The organism is Cupriavidus sp. C3SS-1, assembly GCF_057073755.1.
Genome location: NZ_CP172699.1, coordinates 2164897 through 2179541 on the forward strand (window position 1 = coordinate 2164897; position 14645 = coordinate 2179541).

Annotated in this window: 16 protein-coding genes; all 16 read right to left on the reverse strand. The window is 64.1% G+C overall.

Going from position 1 to position 14645, the window contains the following annotated elements; genetic code table 11:
• Positions 1–25 precede the first annotated feature (25 nt).
• The 16 genes from nagZ to fabF all read right to left on the reverse strand — a co-directional run bounded on the left by nagZ (position 26) and on the right by fabF (position 14575).
• Positions 26–1075 (reverse strand): beta-N-acetylhexosaminidase, encoded by a 1050-nt coding sequence (gene nagZ / locus ACIGJC_RS10050; protein ID WP_483708633.1) that lies wholly within the window; start codon positions 1073–1075, stop codon positions 26–28.
• Positions 1076–1090: 15 nt separating this feature from the next.
• Entirely contained in the window at positions 1091–1513 is a 423-nt protein-coding gene (acpS, locus tag ACIGJC_RS10055) for a holo-ACP synthase (protein ID WP_483708634.1), read from the reverse strand.
• Entirely contained in the window at positions 1510–2292 is a 783-nt protein-coding gene (gene pdxJ, locus ACIGJC_RS10060; protein ID WP_483708635.1) for a pyridoxine 5'-phosphate synthase, read from the reverse strand. Before pdxJ ends, acpS begins: the two co-directional genes overlap by 4 nt.
• Positions 2293–2329: 37 nt before the next feature.
• On the reverse strand, positions 2330–3205 hold the full coding sequence (gene recO, locus ACIGJC_RS10065; protein ID WP_483708636.1) for a DNA repair protein RecO: 876 nt from the start codon (positions 3203–3205) through the stop codon (positions 2330–2332).
• A gap of 5 nt (positions 3206–3210) precedes the next feature.
• Positions 3211–4146 carry a GTPase Era gene (gene era / locus ACIGJC_RS10070; RefSeq protein WP_483708637.1) on the reverse strand — a complete coding sequence of 312 codons (936 nt, stop codon included), beginning with the start codon at positions 4144–4146 and terminating at the stop codon, positions 3211–3213.
• Positions 4143–4913, reverse strand: a complete 771-nt coding sequence (gene rnc / locus ACIGJC_RS10075) for a ribonuclease III (RefSeq protein WP_483708638.1) — start codon at positions 4911–4913, stop codon at positions 4143–4145. The genes era and rnc overlap by 4 nt, the downstream gene beginning before the upstream one ends.
• Position 4914: 1 nt before the next feature.
• A complete protein-coding gene (locus ACIGJC_RS10080; RefSeq protein WP_483708639.1) occupies positions 4915–5325 on the reverse strand; it encodes a DUF4845 domain-containing protein in 411 nt (136 codons plus the stop codon).
• A 47-nt stretch (positions 5326–5372) separates the two neighbouring features.
• Positions 5373–6272 carry a signal peptidase I gene (gene lepB, locus ACIGJC_RS10085; protein WP_483708640.1) on the reverse strand — a complete coding sequence of 300 codons (900 nt, stop codon included), beginning with the start codon at positions 6270–6272 and terminating at the stop codon, positions 5373–5375.
• Between the two features lie 92 nt (positions 6273–6364).
• Complete coding sequence (lepA, locus tag ACIGJC_RS10090; protein WP_483708641.1) at positions 6365–8158, reverse strand: translation elongation factor 4; 1794 nt, start codon at positions 8156–8158, stop codon at positions 6365–6367.
• 220 nt (positions 8159–8378) lie between these two features.
• Positions 8379–8633, reverse strand: coding sequence for a glutaredoxin family protein (locus tag ACIGJC_RS10095; RefSeq protein ID WP_483708642.1), 255 nt, complete (start codon positions 8631–8633; stop codon positions 8379–8381).
• A gap of 9 nt (positions 8634–8642) precedes the next feature.
• Entirely contained in the window at positions 8643–10160 is a 1518-nt protein-coding gene (locus tag ACIGJC_RS10100; RefSeq protein WP_483708643.1) for a DegQ family serine endoprotease, read from the reverse strand.
• A 120-nt stretch (positions 10161–10280) separates the two neighbouring features.
• Positions 10281–11354 (reverse strand): MucB/RseB C-terminal domain-containing protein, encoded by a 1074-nt coding sequence (locus tag ACIGJC_RS10105; RefSeq protein ID WP_483708644.1) that lies wholly within the window; start codon positions 11352–11354, stop codon positions 10281–10283.
• Between the two features lie 8 nt (positions 11355–11362).
• On the reverse strand, positions 11363–11995 hold the full coding sequence (locus ACIGJC_RS10110) for a sigma-E factor negative regulatory protein (RefSeq protein WP_483708645.1): 633 nt from the start codon (positions 11993–11995) through the stop codon (positions 11363–11365).
• A 110-nt stretch (positions 11996–12105) separates the two neighbouring features.
• Positions 12106–12705 (reverse strand): RNA polymerase sigma factor RpoE, encoded by a 600-nt coding sequence (gene rpoE, locus ACIGJC_RS10115; protein WP_483708646.1) that lies wholly within the window; start codon positions 12703–12705, stop codon positions 12106–12108.
• Between the two features lie 111 nt (positions 12706–12816).
• Positions 12817–13290 (reverse strand): hypothetical protein, encoded by a 474-nt coding sequence (locus ACIGJC_RS10120; RefSeq protein ID WP_483708647.1) that lies wholly within the window; start codon positions 13288–13290, stop codon positions 12817–12819.
• Positions 13291–13342: 52 nt separating this feature from the next.
• Entirely contained in the window at positions 13343–14575 is a 1233-nt protein-coding gene (gene fabF, locus ACIGJC_RS10125) for a beta-ketoacyl-ACP synthase II (protein WP_483708648.1), read from the reverse strand.
• Positions 14576–14645 lie beyond the last annotated feature (70 nt).

Here is a 14645-nt window from a genome sequence, read left to right on the forward strand (position 1 = left end):
TGCCGCAAACGACGCGGCTACCCGTTCAGGCGATCAGTTCGTGGTCCTTCAGCAAACGCAGCGCGGCGCGATATTCGCCCTCCTGCTGCAGCTTGTTCCAGTCGAGCGGCTTGCGGCGTGCGAACAGCTTGCGGATGCGGCGCTGTGAAGTCTTGTCGATGCCGCTATCGAGTTCCGCCAGCAACTGGTCGGCACGCTCGGGGTGGTTGCAGATCAGCACCATGTCACAGCCCGCAGCCAGTGCAGCCCGCGCGGCCTGCGTGACGTTGCCGGCCACGCTGGCCCCTTCCATGCTCAGATCGTCGCTGAAGATGACGCCCTCGAAGCCCAGTTGCGCGCGCAGGATGTCCTGCAGCCAGAACGGCGAGAAGCCCGCCGGATTGGGATCGACCTTCGGGTAGATCACGTGTGCCGGCATGACCGACGACAGCGACAGGCCCATCCAGTCGTACGGGCGCGCATCCTGCCCGAGGATCTCTTCCAGCGGCCGCTCGTCCACGGGAATCGCGACATGCGAGTCCGCTTCCACGTAACCGTGGCCGGGAAAATGCTTGCCGCAGTTGCTCATGCCCGCCAGCAACAAGCCGTGGTTCAGGTGCCCCGCCAGCATGGTGACCACGCGCGGATCGGCGTGGAAGGCGCGGTCGCCGATCACGGCGCTGCGGCCGTAGTCGAGGTCCAGCACCGGCGTAAAGCTCAGGTCGACATCGCAGGCGCGCAGTTCAGCGGCCAGCACGTAGCCGCAAGCCACCGCGGCCTTGGTAGCGGCCAGAACGTCGCGGTCCCACAGCTCGCCCAGCTTGCCCATGGCGGGCAGGTGCGTGAAGCCGTCGGTCTTGCAGCGCTGCACGCGGCCGCCTTCATGGTCGATGCAGATCAGCACGTCGTCGCGAAGAGCACGAATGGCGCGCGTCAGCGCCAGCAGTTGCGCGCGCGATTCGAAATTGCGCGCGAACAGGATCACGCCACCGGTCAGCGGATGTGCAATGCGGCGCGCGTCTTCGGCGTCGAGCTGCTTGCCGACAACATCAAGCACCACCGGTCCCGGCCGTTTGCCGGAGAGCTTCTTGGTCATGGATAGGGTTCGAGGCTAGGCTGGAGTTTCCGGAGTGGCCGCATGGCCGCCCCGCTCGGCGATTGCAAAAGCAACCGCATAGGCGTGTTCATCACTGACACTGACACGTATCGTCAGGCCGCGTTCCCGGATCCATTGGGCGAGCTCGCCATGGCATACCGGTGTCGGCTCGCCCGACGGCAGGTTCATCAGTTCCATCGCGCGCCAGGTCATCGGCCAGCGCATGCCGAGCCCGATCGCCTTGGAGAAGGCTTCCTTGGCGGCGAAGCGCGTTGCCAGGAAGGCCAGGCCGCGCCGCTCGGAGCGCGCCTTGCGCGCGTGGTACTTGACCAGTTCATCCGGGCCCAGCACCTTCTCCGCGAAACGGCCGCGCGTGCGCTCCATCACGCCTTGCACACGCGCGATCTCGATGATGTCAGTGCCGACGCCGTAGATCACGCCGGGCTGCCCGCAACGGGATAGCGGGTACCAAGGCGCGCGGCCACCATGATGGCCTTGATCTCGCGCACGGCGTTCTGCCAGCCGGCGAACACGGCGTGCGCGACGATCGCGTGGCCGATGTTCAGCTCCTTGATACCCGGCAGCGCGGCGATAGGCTGCACGTTGGTGTAGTGCAGGCCATGGCCCGCATTGACCACCAGGCCATGACGGATGCCGGCATCGACGCCATCGGCAACGCGGCGCAATTCGATAGCCTGCTCGTCAGGCGTGTGCGCGTCGGCGTAGCGGCCGGTATGGAGTTCGATCACGGGCGCGCCACAGGCGGCGGCGGCGGCAATCTGGTCGGCATCGGCGTCGATGAACAGCGACACGCGGATACCCGCCGAGGCGAGTTGCTTGCATGCCGCGCTAACCTGTTCAAAACGCCCCGCCACATCGAGGCCGCCTTCGGTGGTCACCTCTTCGCGCCGTTCGGGCACGAGGCACACATCCTGCGGACGGATCTCGCAGGCGATATCGAGCATCTCCTGCGTGATCGCGCATTCCAGGTTCATGCGCGTGGTCAGCAGCGGGCGCAGCGCGCGCACATCGGCGTCGCGGATATGGCGACGGTCTTCGCGCAGGTGCAGCGTGATCAGGTCCGCGCCGGCCTCCTCGGCCTGCAGCGCGGCCTGGATCGGATCGGGATACACCGTGCCGCGCGCATTGCGCAGCGTGGCAACGTGGTCGATATTGACGCCAAGGTCGATGACGCCCGGATTTGCGTGGAAGATCATGCTTGCGGAATCAGCAGTGGGCCGGTAGCCCGGCGGGTCAAAGGTAGTGCAGGTCGATCAGGATCTGCCGCGTCTTGAGCGGCGCACCCTGCAAATAATAATGCAGAAGGAAGCGCATCAGCGCGCGGCTTTGCAGTGCCGTTTGCGCGCGCCCGTAATCATCCTCCGACATGTCGAGCAAGGTCTGGCCCGACACCACGGGCCACGACGACGGGTCGCTTGGCTGGGCCCTGCGCACGCCGCGCTCGGGCTGGTAGACATAGTCGAGTCCGGGCTGCACGCGTTCGCCGGTGCTCAGGCACTGGTCGAAGGCCACCGCGAAACCCGTTTCCTGCAGCAGCACGCGCTCGAAGCTGCGCAGCACCAGGCCCGCGGACTCGCCATGCGCCAGGCGCGTGAGCGTAGCCATGTAGTGGCGGAACAAGGCCGGATGTCCGTCCTCGCGCGGACAGAACCGCATCAGCAGTTCATTGAGGTAGAACGCGGACAGCAGCGCGTCGCCGGACAGCGGCGGCATGCCGCCGACCCATTCCGCGCGCGTCAGCGTCTTGACCTCGCCACGTCCACTCCACGACAGCGAGATCGGATGAAAGTGCTGCAGCACCGGACGCAGCGACGAATGCGGCCGCTTGGCGCCCTTGGCAACCATCGACAGCCGGCCGTGGTCGCGGGTGAATACATCGAGGATCAGGCTGGTTTCGCGATACGGCCACGCATGCAGGACAAAGCCCGGCTGCTCCGACACGCGCGATTCGCTGCGCGCCGGAACGATGCGCATCGCCCGATCCATCATCGCGCGGCCGGCGGCGCCGGACATGCCGGGCAGCGCCCGGTTGTCCAGCAGTTCGGCGGCTTCATCCACGACCGGATCGGCGCGGCGGACCTTGCCGGGCCCGCGCGCGAAGTCAGGCATCTTGCTCACTCGTAGCCGTAGGCGCGCAGTCCGGCTTCGTTATCGGCCCAGCCGCTCTTCACCTTGATCCACATTTCCAGGTAGACCTTGCCATCGAAGAGCTTTTCCATGTCGAGGCGCGCCTCGGTGGAAATCTGCTTGAGCTTGCTGCCCTTGTTGCCGATGATCATGGCCTTGTGCGCGTCGCGCTCGACCAGGATGGTGGCAAAGACGCGGCGCAGGCGCCCTTCCGTCTCGAACTTATCGATGATGACAGTGCTCGTGTACGGCAGTTCGTCGCCGGTCCAGCGGAACACCTTCTCGCGGATGATCTCCGAGGCCAGGAAGCGCTCGCTGCGATCGGTCATCGCGTCGGCGTCGTACATCGGCTCGCCTTCCGGCAGGTAAGGCCGCAGGATCTCGAACAGGCGCGTGATATGGTCATGCGTCTTGGCCGACATCGGCACCACTTCGCGGAACGGAAAGAGCTGCCCCATCTTTTCCAGGAAGGGCATCATCACCCCGGCGCGGTCGTCGGTGACGCGGTCGAGCTTGTTCGTCACCAGCAGCACCGGCGTGTTCTTCGGCAGCAAGGCCAGCACCTTTTCGTCATCCGCGCCGTAGTAACCGGCTTCGACCACGAACAGCACCAGATCCACCGAGGACAACGTGGAAGTGACCGCGCGATTGAGCGAGCGGTTCAGCGCGCTGGCGTGGCGGGTCTGGAATCCGGGCGTGTCAACGAAGACATACTGCGCGTCGTCGGTGGTCTGGATGCCGACGAGCCGGTGGCGAGTGGTCTGCGCCTTGCGCGACGTGATGCTGATCTTCTGGCCGACCAGCGCATTCATCAGCGTGGACTTGCCGACATTGGGGCGGCCGACAATGGCCACGGTGCCGCAGCGGAACGCCTTGGCTGGGGTATCCGCAGCGGGCTGCTGCGGATGGTTCGATTCGGTCATTCCTTCAACCTGAGAGACAACTGTGGGTCCGGTGGCACCGGCTGCTTGCGCGTCTTGCCCGTGCGCTCGGCCCGGCTGCGCTTGAGCAGCTGCGGCACCAGCTTCTGGACTTCATCGAGCGCCAGCTTGGCCGCCGCCTGCTCCGCCGCCCGGCGCGAGGCGCCGGTGCCGAACACCCGGACTTCCAGTTTAGGCACCATGCACTCGACTTCAAACTGCTGGCTGTGCGCGGCGCCATGCGTGGCGATTACGTTATATTGCGGCAAGGCGATCTTGTGGCCTTGCAGGTATTCCTGGAGCAGAGTCTTGGCGTCCTTGCCTAGCGTGCGAGGGTCCACCTGCTCCAGGATGGGGATATACAGCTTGCGGATCAGCGCGCGCGCGGCCTCGAAGCCGGCGTCGAGGAACACCGCGCCGACGATGGCTTCGAGCGCATCGGCCAGGATCGACGGACGCCGGAAACCACCGCTCTTCAACTCGCCCTCGCCCAGGCGCAGCGCGTCGGAGAGCTGCAGCATCTGGGCGATCTCGTACAGCGCCTGCTGCTTGACCAGGTTGGCGCGCACGCGCGACAGGTCGCCCTCATCCAGCTTGCTGAACATGCCGAACAGCATGTCCGCCACGGCGCAGTTCAGCACCGAATCCCCCAGGAATTCCAGGCGTTCGTTGTGCTGGGCGCTGTGGCTGCGGTGCGTCAGCGCCTGCTGCAGCAACTCAGGCTTGCTGAATCGGTAGCCGAGACGTTGCTGCAAGGCGTCGAGGTTCATATCAGTGCTGCGTTCCCGAATAGCTAATCAATAGACTCAGTGGACCGTAGACGGGAACTTCGGTCCGGTAGGCAAATTCGACCGACTGGATCGTTCCGTTCTCGTCTTCGCGGATCTGGAGGTCCTCCCCCCGCACCGCGGCAATCCGGTCGATGGTTGCCTGCTTATCAAAATACTCGACCACTTCCCGCTTGTTGGTGGCCTTCTGCTTCGCGTAACTGGCGGCCCGCTTGACGGAGAAATACTCCGTCAGGCTCGGTATCGCGCGGAGTGCCGGCAACGCGACGCCGATCACGAAAAAGATCACGACCAGCAGTGTCCAGAGGGAAAACCCCTCGGTCCGCCGTCGGCCTAGGCTGGCCCGCTCCCGGCCAACATTGCCGGCCCGACCTCTTTTCCCCATCTGACCCATTTGCGCTTCCCTCTTCTGGTTGAGCGTTCTTGCGCCGCGCGGGTGTGTTATTTGAAGGCCCCGACGCGTCCGAAATTACCGAGATTCATCCAGATCACAAACGCCTTGCCAACGATATTCTCGTCCGGCACAAAGCCCCAATAGCGGGAATCCAGGCTGTTGTCGCGGTTGTCGCCCATGACGAAATAGTGACCTGCAGGCACCTTGCAGGTCACACCCTGCTGATTGTAAGTGCAGTTTTCCCGGAACGGGAAATCCGGATCCGCGCCGGCAACAAACGCGGGCCGGTCCGCATCGTTCAGGATGCCGTGCTCCACGCCACCAGGCAGCTTTTCCGTGAAATGCTTGGAATAGGACAAACGCTCCTCATCCAGATAATCGGGCAGCGCCGTGTAGTCGGCCGGCTTGCCATTGATGGTCAGGTGCTTGTTCGAATATTGAACCTCATCCCCCGGCAGACCGATCACGCGCTTGATGTAATCGAGCGACGGGTCCTTCGGATAGCGGAACACCATGACATCGCCGCGCTGCGGCTCGCCAATTTCCATGATCTTCTTGTTCACCACCGGCAGGCGAATGCCATAGTCGTACTTGTTGACCAGGATGAAGTCACCGATCAGCAGCGTGGGAATCATCGAGCCGGACGGAATCTTGAACGGCTCGACCACGAAGGAACGCAGCACGAATACCGCCAGGATGACCGGGAAGAAGCTGGCCGAATACTCGAGCCACCACGGCTGGCGCAGCTTTTCCTCGGCTAGGCGCTTGCGCGTGGAGTCGACTTCGCCGGAACCGAAGCGGCTCTGCAGGTCGGACTGGCGCGAATCGAACTCGGCCAGCGCCAGGCGCGCCGATGCGCGCCGCTGCCGCTCAAACACAAGCTTGTCCGCGATCCACGCGATACCCGTGATCACCACCAGCACAAAAAGGATCAGTGCAAAATTCATGACGGCTTCTGGTTCTTGGATGTCCTGCTACAGCTTCTTCTTATGCCGCCGCGCCCTCTGCGCCGCGGTCCCGTTCCTGCGTGCGCAGCCGCTTACTTGTCGTCAACCTGCAGGATGGCCAGGAACGCCTCCTGCGGAATCTCGACGGTGCCAACCTGCTTCATGCGCTTCTTGCCGGCCTTCTGCTTTTCGAGCAGCTTCTTCTTGCGCGAGATATCGCCGCCATAGCACTTGGCCAGCACGTTCTTGCGCAGCGCCTTGACGTTTTCGCGCGCAATGATGTTCGAGCCGATCGCGGCCTGGATCGCCACGTCGTACATCTGGCGCGGAATGATCTCGCGCATTTTCGCGGCCACTTCGCGGCCACGGTATTGCGAATTCGAGCGGTGCACGATCACCGACAGCGCATCGACCTTGTCGCTATTGATCAGGATATCGACCTTGACCACGTCGGACGGGCGATATTCCTTGAACTCGTAATCCATCGAGGCGTAGCCGCGCGATACCGACTTCAGGCGGTCGAAGAAGTCCATCACGATTTCCGCCATCGGGATCTCGTAGGTCAGCTGCACCTGCTTGCCGTGGTAGCTCATATTGATCTGCGTGCCCCGCTTCTGCGTGCACAGCGTGATCACGGAGCCGACATACTCCTGCGGCATATAAAGGTTGACCGTGACGATCGGCTCCAGGATCGCCTCGATCCGGCTCGGGTCGGGCATCTTGGCCGGGTTCTCCACCGTCACCGTGGTGCCGTCGCGCATCTGCACCTGGTACACCACGGTCGGCGCCGTGGTAATCAGGTCCATGTCAAATTCGCGTTCGAGGCGCTCCTGCACGATTTCCATGTGCAGCAGGCCAAGGAAGCCGCAGCGGAAACCGAAGCCCAGCGCCTGCGACACTTCCGGCTCGAACATCAGCGAGGCGTCGTTCAGGCGCAGCTTCTCGAGCGATTCGCGCAGCGCCTCATACTGGTTGGCCTCGACCGGATACAGGCCGGCGAACACCTGCGGCTTGACTTCCTTGAAGCCCGGCAGCGGCGCCGCGGCCTTGCGCGCCACGGTCGTGATGGTGTCGCCGACCTTGGCGGCCTTCAGCTCCTTGATGCCGGCAATGACGAAGCCCACTTCGCCCGCAGTCAGGGCTTCACGCTGCACGGACTTCGGCGAGAACACGCCAACCTGCTCGACGAGATGCTGGGCCCCGGTGGCCATCAGCAGCACCTTGTCTTTCGGGCGCAACGTGCCATTGACGACGCGCACCAGCATGACCACGCCCACGTAGTTGTCGAACCACGAGTCGATGATCAGCGCTTGCAACGGCGCGCTGGCATCGCCTTCGGGCGGCGGCACCTTGGCGATCAGCGCCTCGATCACGTCTTGCACGCCCTGGCCGGTCTTGGCCGAGCACGGCGTGGCGTCCTGCGCGTCGATGCCGATGACGTCTTCGATTTCCTGGATGGCGTTGGCCGGATCGGCCTGTGGCAGGTCGATCTTGTTCAGCACCGGCACCACTTCCACGCCGAGCTCGATCGCGGTGTAGCAGTTGGCCACGGTTTGCGCCTCGACACCCTGCGAAGCGTCGACCACCAGCAGCGCGCCTTCGCAGGCCGACAGCGAACGGCTCACTTCGTAGCTGAAGTCGACGTGCCCCGGGGTGTCGATCAGGTTCAGGTTGTAGACCTTGCCGTCACGCGCCTTGTAAGCCAGCGCGGCCGTCTGCGCCTTGATGGTGATGCCGCGTTCCTTCTCGATATCCATCGAGTCGAGGACCTGGGCCTCCATTTCGCGATCGGACAGCCCCCCACACAGCTGAATGATCCGGTCGGCCAGGGTGGATTTCCCATGGTCGATATGGGCGATGATCGAGAAATTGCGAATATGGTCCATCTAATCTTCAGGCAAGCGCCGGCGTCTTCGCCCCGGCGGCAGCGGATTCGTGAACGGCCAAGCGCGGGCGCCCCCTTGGGAACGCCCGCGTCAGGAGCCGCGGGTCTTGGGGCGCTGATTTCGCGCCAAACTAGAATTTTACCGGATTTTCAATGACTTCCGGGCCACGAATGGGCGGATCGCCAGGCTGTTGTGCACGCCCGGATGTGCTGATTGCAGCCTATACCGCGGCCCCGAGCCAGGTGCGGACGGCAGCGGCGTCGAGGAAGTAGTGGCAAAGCTCGCGAGGTCCTTCTGGTCCTGTTGCGACCAGCACGGGCACGCGCTCGCCAAAACGGGACTCCAGGTCCGGATCGTCATCCACGTCCACCTCGTGGAGGATGAACGGAACTTCGCGCCGGAACGGCTCCAGCGCGTCCCGCATATCCGTGCACAGATGGCAATAGGCCCTGCCGTACAACGTGAGCTGGCGCATGTCGTACGTTCAGCGGGCGGCAGTGGCCCCGGGGCGCAGCGTCAGGACCTGGGTCGCATCACCACGCCGCACGAACACAGCGGCAATGCGGTTCTTGTCCAGCCCCTTGACCAGATCGTTGAACTGGCGAGCCCCGGTCACATCGGTGTCGCCTAGCCGCAGAATGATGTCGCCAGGACGAATGCCGGCACGCATGGCGGGACCGTCCGCGACTTCGACCTCCACGCCCGACTTCACCTTCAGCTCTTTCAGGCGGGCATCCGGAATGTCGTTGACGATCAGCCCAAGTGCATTGGGCTTGGCCGCCTGCGCAGTGGCCTCGTCTTTGGCCGGCGGTGTGCCGCGAGCCTTCGCTCGCGTTTCGGGCTCCAACTCCGTCACGGTAATCGATACGTCGCGCGTTGCGCCCTTGCGCCACAACTGCATCGGTACCTTCGTGCCGGGCTTGGTATCGCCGACCATGCGCGGCAGGTCGGACGCTTTTTCGATCTCCCGGCCGTTGAACTTCAGGATGATGTCGCCCGGCTCGATCCCGGCCTTCTCGGCCGGACCACCCGGCTCGACGCTGCCAACCAGCGCGCCGCGCGCACGGCCCAGGCCGAGCGAATCCGCCACTTCCTTGGTCACATCGCCGATCGCCACGGCAATACGGCCGCGTGTCACGCGCCCAGAGGTCTTCAACTGCTCGGTGACGCGCATCGCTTCGTCGATCGGAATCGCGAACGAAATGCCCATGTAGCCACCGCTGCGGCTGTAGATCTGCGAGTTGATGCCGATGACCTCGCCGCGCAAATTGATCAGCGGGCCGCCAGAGTTGCCGGGATTCACGGCCACGTCGGTCTGGATGAACGGCAGGTAGTCACCGGTATCACGTCCCTTGGCGGAGACAATGCCAGCCGTCACGCTGTTGTCGAGCCCGAACGGCGAACCAATCGCCAGAACCCATTCGCCCGCGCGAACCTTGTCGGAATCGCCCAGTGTCAGTCGCGGCAGCCCCGTTGCCTCGATCTTGAGGAGCGCCACGTCCGTGCGTTTGTCCGCGCCGATCAGCTTGGCCTTGAACTCGCGCTTGTCGGGCAGCGTGACGTAGATGGTTTCCGCATCGGCCACCACGTGGGCATTGGTCATCACGTAGCCATCCTGGCTGATGATGAAGCCTGAACCGACGCCGCGGCTCTGTTCCTCGCCCTGCGGCGGCTGGCCCTGTGGCGGCTGGCCGCGCCGCGGCGCGCCTGGCGCCGGGGCGCCGGGCGTCGGCGCGCCCGGCATCGGCACACCGAAAAAGCGCCGGAAAAACTCGGCCATGTCGTCGTCTTCACTGCCCGGGCCGCCGCGCGAGCGCACGCGCTCCGTGGTCCGGATATTGACGACGGCGGGACTGGCTTTCTCCACCAAGTCGGTGAAGTCGGGCAGGTTGTAGTTGGAAGCCGCGGCCTGGGCGTGACCCACTTCGGCAATCGCCGGACCGAGAATCAACATGGCAGCCATGACCATGGCACGTGCCAAGGCTGGGGATCTGAACGTCATCGACAACTCCCGGGATTCAGCAAATGATGAGGTACCGGCTGGGACAAGATGCGGGATGCCGCCCGCGGGGACACGCGGACACGGGGCCGGGCAGACCCCGCATTCGCCACTTGTACGCGCTCAGTGTAACGCCTTGGGAGGGCGATATTCCACGGCCGACGCGAACTGCCGCACCGTGCTGGCGGGAACTTCGCCGACCACTGTAATCCAGTAGTCGGCGATGCGGCGCACGACAACCTGCGTGGCGCCGAGCGAAGCGACGCCTTCACGGCGCACACGCTGCTCGGACACGGGTTCGATGAACACCGACAGCCCGGTCAGCCCGTCGCTGTACACCACCTGAAGCACCTCGAACACCTGCCCGCGGCCCTGAGCAGGCGCGCGCAGCTCGCCCAGCGGGCGGCGCACTTCACGAATCTTCTGGAATCCCTTCAGCGGCACGGCGATGTTCCAGCCTTCATCCGCAACGTTGGTCGGCTGATAGGTGACCTCGTAGTGGTTCCAGGAACTGGAGTTCTTGATCGCCCCGAGGATGCGTTGCTTGTCCGAGGGCACGCCGATGTCGACCTGCGAAAAGGCCACCTGCTCCAGCACCTTGCCGCCATCGCCAATGGTCTGAGCCCGCATCAGCAAGCCGGAGTTCTTTTCGGCCCAGAGGCGTACGGCATAGCGCGCCGCATCGTGCGGCTCCAGCGAAAACACCTCGCATTCCACCCCGGCCACACGCTCGCCGGGCAGCTTGCGCATGTCGTACAGATCGAGCACATCGCTCTTGTTGGTGGCCAGCAGCGCCGGGAAGCGGTCCTTGGCTTCCTGCTTCTCGACCACCACGAGCTTGGCTTCGGGAATCAGGCTGTGGACGACATCATTCTGCCGCAGCACTTCGCGCGGCTTGCCGTCCAGCGTTTCCAGGCGCTCATACTCATTGTGCACGAGGTCGCTGTAGTGCTGGATCTTCGAGGCATGCATCACGCTGCCGCGCTGGTAGATCAGCGTGCCGACATAGTTTTCGCGCTGTGCTGCGCGATGGATCTTGCTGAGCCAGGCGGAGGCATCACGCCGGTTCAGCGAATTGTCCGAGGGCTGGGCCGTTGCCGCCGCCGCGCTCAGACACAAGGCGAGAAAAAAGGACCTGCGCAGGGCCCTCGTTCTCGGTGCGCCCGCTACGCCGGCGGGCGACCATCCTTTATGCATGTCCGGCATTATTCCTGCGAATTGTCCTGAGAGAAATTAGCGCCGTTGGCGACCGCGCGCATGGTGGGCACGAACGCCTCCGTTGCGACCGAGCTGCGATGAGCGCGCAGGTACTCGTCCAGCCGCGGATCGCGGATCATCTGGGCGCTATCGGCTGCGACGGTAACGAGGTTGCCGGGCTTGGCCGCCGCCGGCTGGTCCGCTCGCGCGACCACGGCGTCAGGCGTGCCCAGGTCGGCCGGCCCGCGCATTTGCGGCACCACGACCCAACTCACGGCCGCCACCGCCGCGGCGATGGCCGTGCCGGGCATGACCCGTCGCACCCAGGACGGACGAACCAGCAAGCGCTGACGCATGCCCGCGGCCTGGGCCACAGCCGGCACCAGCACATGGGGCTCGTCCTCGAGGCGCGAGGAGAAGCGGGCGAGAAAATCGCCGGTCGGGCCCGCGTGGCTCAGTTCTTCCGAGCGCAGCGTATCGCCGATCATCTGGAACATCGACCAGTTCGCCATGCCGGCTTCGCTCTTGGCGAGCGCCACCACGGCATCGACCTCATGCGGCGACAGTTCGCCATCCATCAAGACGGAGATCTGCTCCGCCGCTTCCACTACATGAACCGACTGCTTATGAGCCTGACCCATTTCCCACCCCAAGACATTCCAATTCCATTGAACACCGATAATCCCGTCACTTTCTGTCGCTTATCGATGCAGGAACTGGCTGCAACGCTGGCCGCACGACATTCTTATCACTACCATCGCTTGCCCTCCGCCGTTCCCAGCAGCGGGCGCAATCTCTCGGCAATCGCCTCGCGCGCACGGAAAATGCGCGACCGCACCGTCCCGATCGGGCAACCCATCGCCTCGGCGATTTCCTCATAGCTGAGGCCTTCGATCTCGCGCAAGGTGATGGCGGTACGCAATTCTTCCGGCAGTGCCTCCATCGCACGGTTGACCGTTTCGGCAACCTGGCGCGTGTGCAGCATCGACTCCGGCGTATTGATATCCCTTAGTTGCTCACCATCCGCAAAAGTTTCAGCCTCTTCTGCATCGATGTCGCTGGACGCCTCGGGCCGCCGGCTCTGTGTGGCCAGGTAGTTTTTGGCCGTGTTGACGGCGATCCGGTACAGCCATGTGTAGAAGGCGGATTCCCCGCGGAACTGGGGCAAGGCACGGTATGCCTTGATAAAGGCATCCTGCGCCACGTCCTCGACGTCGGCGGGATCTCTCACCAGGCGCGAAATCAGACGGATGATCTTCCGGTGGTACTTCGCCACCAGCAGCTCAAAGGCCCGCTTGTCGCCCTGCTGGACGCGTTCAACTAGGAGCTGATCGGCTTCGCGTTCGCTCACGTATGGCTCACCTGCAGTGTATCTCTTGGTTTGGTCGTCACGACGAACGTTGTATTTAACCTACGAACCACGGATGTTCCGGTGCTTCAAAGTGCATGCTGTGACCGCTGCCTAACAATAACGTTCCCCATCACATTGCGCTGGTTGCACCTCTCGTGCAACCGCCATTGCCACCCTTGCCGCGCGCACGACTCGCGGGGAGGCCGCCTGGAACGGGAACACCAGTAGCCCGCGGCGCTTGCCGGGGCCTTGCGTCAGGTTCAGGAAGAGAATGCCGCCGACGTTCCAGCCCCCCGATACCACCGCTGTTTCGCTACCGGTACCGGGACGCCGGAGCACCAGGCGAGGCAGGCCATAGCGTTGCGGCGGCGACAGCACTGCGGAGCAGGTCTGGCTGGCCCATGACCACCCGGCGCGGGAGCTTCGAACCAGCATGACGGCCATGCCAAGCCATGCGACACAAATCAGGAAAGGAAAGACGTTGCCGACCGCGCCGTGGGTCATTGCCGCACCCACGCACATCCGGGCCAGCAGGCCGAGGGCAGCGACCTCGCCGGACCACAACGCCAGCAGGGCCCACTGCAAAGGAGTGAGCCCGCCGAGACGAGGGCCGGCGAGGCGCTTCCGTGACACCGAATCAGGCGCGACGGAAAACCAGCGTGCCGTTGGTACCGCCGAAGCCGAAGTTGTTCTTCACGGCCACATCGATCTTCATGTCACGCGCCGTGTTGGCCACGTAATCCAGGTCGCATTCCGGATCCTGGTTATCGATGTTGATGGTCGGCGGCGACACCTGGTGATGCAACGCCAGCACGGTGAAGACCGATTCCAGGCCACCGGCGCCGCCCAGCAAATGGCCGGTCATCGACTTGGTCGAATTCACCACCATCTTGTAGGCATGGTCGCCGAAGGCTGCCTTGACGGCGTCGGACTCGTTCTTGTCGCCCAACGGCGTAGACGTGCCGTGTGCGTTCAGGTACTGCACCTGGTCGGCATTGATGCCGGCATCGCGCAGCGCATTGACCATGCAGCGGCGCGGACCGTCCATGTTCGGCGCGGTCATGTGGAATGCGTCGCCGCTCATGCCGAAGCCCACGAGTTCGGCATAGATGCGCGCACCGCGTGCCTTCGCCGATTCGTACTCTTCCAGCATCATGACGCCCGCGCCCTCGCCCAGCACGAAGCCGTCGCGGTCCTTGTCCCAAGGGCGCGAAGCCGCCGCCGGATCATCATTGCGCGTCGACAGGGCACGCGCGGCAGCGAAGCCGCCAATGCCCAGCGGCGACACGGTCGATTCAGCGCCGCCGGCCAGCATCGCATCGGCGTCGCCAGCCTGAATCAGGCGGGCGGCCAGGCCGATGCTGTGCAGGCCGGTGGTGCACGCCGTCACGGCAGCAAGGTTCGGACCCTTCAGGCCGTGCATGATCGACAGGTGACCCGAGATCATGTTGATGATCGAGCCCGGCACGAAGAACGGCGAGATACGGCGCGGACCACGTTCGGTCAGCGTGGCATGCGTGTCCTCGATCATCGGCAAGCCGCCAATGCCCGAACCCACCAGCACGCCGATGCGCTCGGCATTGGCATCGGTCACTTCGAGCCCGCTGTCCTTCAGCGCCTGGGCGCCGGCCGCGATGCCAAAGTGGATGAAGGTATCCATATTGCGGGCTTCCTTGGCGGGGATGTAATCCTCGGCATTGAAGCCCTTCACTTCCCCGGCAAAGTGCACGGAAAGCGCGGAATGATCGAATTTGGTGACGGTGGCGATGCCAGACTTGCCGGCAACCAGGGTGGCCCAGCCTTCGGCAACCGTGTTTCCGACCGGAGACACAAGGCCAAGCCCAGTGACAACGACGCGACGACGGCTCACTATGATTTCCTACGGGTGCGTGATGCAGGATCGGGACACATCACCGCGTTCCGGCGACTGGCAGTGTTAC

Coding starts and splice junctions, on each gene's coding strand:
- nagZ (WP_483708633.1), bottom strand. CDS start 1,075: ATGACCAAGAAGCTCTCCGGCAAACGGCCGGGACCGGTGGTGCTTGAT.
- pdxJ (WP_483708635.1), bottom strand. CDS start 2,292: ATGATCTTCCACGCAAATCCGGGCGTCATCGACCTTGGCGTCAATATC.
- recO (WP_483708636.1), bottom strand. CDS start 3,205: ATGCCTGACTTCGCGCGCGGGCCCGGCAAGGTCCGCCGCGCCGATCCG.
- era (WP_483708637.1), bottom strand. CDS start 4,146: ATGACCGAATCGAACCATCCGCAGCAGCCCGCTGCGGATACCCCAGCC.
- rnc (WP_483708638.1), bottom strand. CDS start 4,913: ATGAACCTCGACGCCTTGCAGCAACGTCTCGGCTACCGATTCAGCAAG.
- ACIGJC_RS10080 (WP_483708639.1), bottom strand. CDS start 5,325: ATGGGTCAGATGGGGAAAAGAGGTCGGGCCGGCAATGTTGGCCGGGAG.
- lepB (WP_483708640.1), bottom strand. CDS start 6,272: ATGAATTTTGCACTGATCCTTTTTGTGCTGGTGGTGATCACGGGTATC.
- lepA (WP_483708641.1), bottom strand. CDS start 8,158: ATGGACCATATTCGCAATTTCTCGATCATCGCCCATATCGACCATGGG.
- ACIGJC_RS10095 (WP_483708642.1), bottom strand. CDS start 8,633: ATGCGCCAGCTCACGTTGTACGGCAGGGCCTATTGCCATCTGTGCACG.
- ACIGJC_RS10100 (WP_483708643.1), bottom strand. CDS start 10,160: ATGACGTTCAGATCCCCAGCCTTGGCACGTGCCATGGTCATGGCTGCC.
- ACIGJC_RS10105 (WP_483708644.1), bottom strand. CDS start 11,354: ATGCATAAAGGATGGTCGCCCGCCGGCGTAGCGGGCGCACCGAGAACG.
- ACIGJC_RS10110 (WP_483708645.1), bottom strand. CDS start 11,995: ATGGGTCAGGCTCATAAGCAGTCGGTTCATGTAGTGGAAGCGGCGGAG.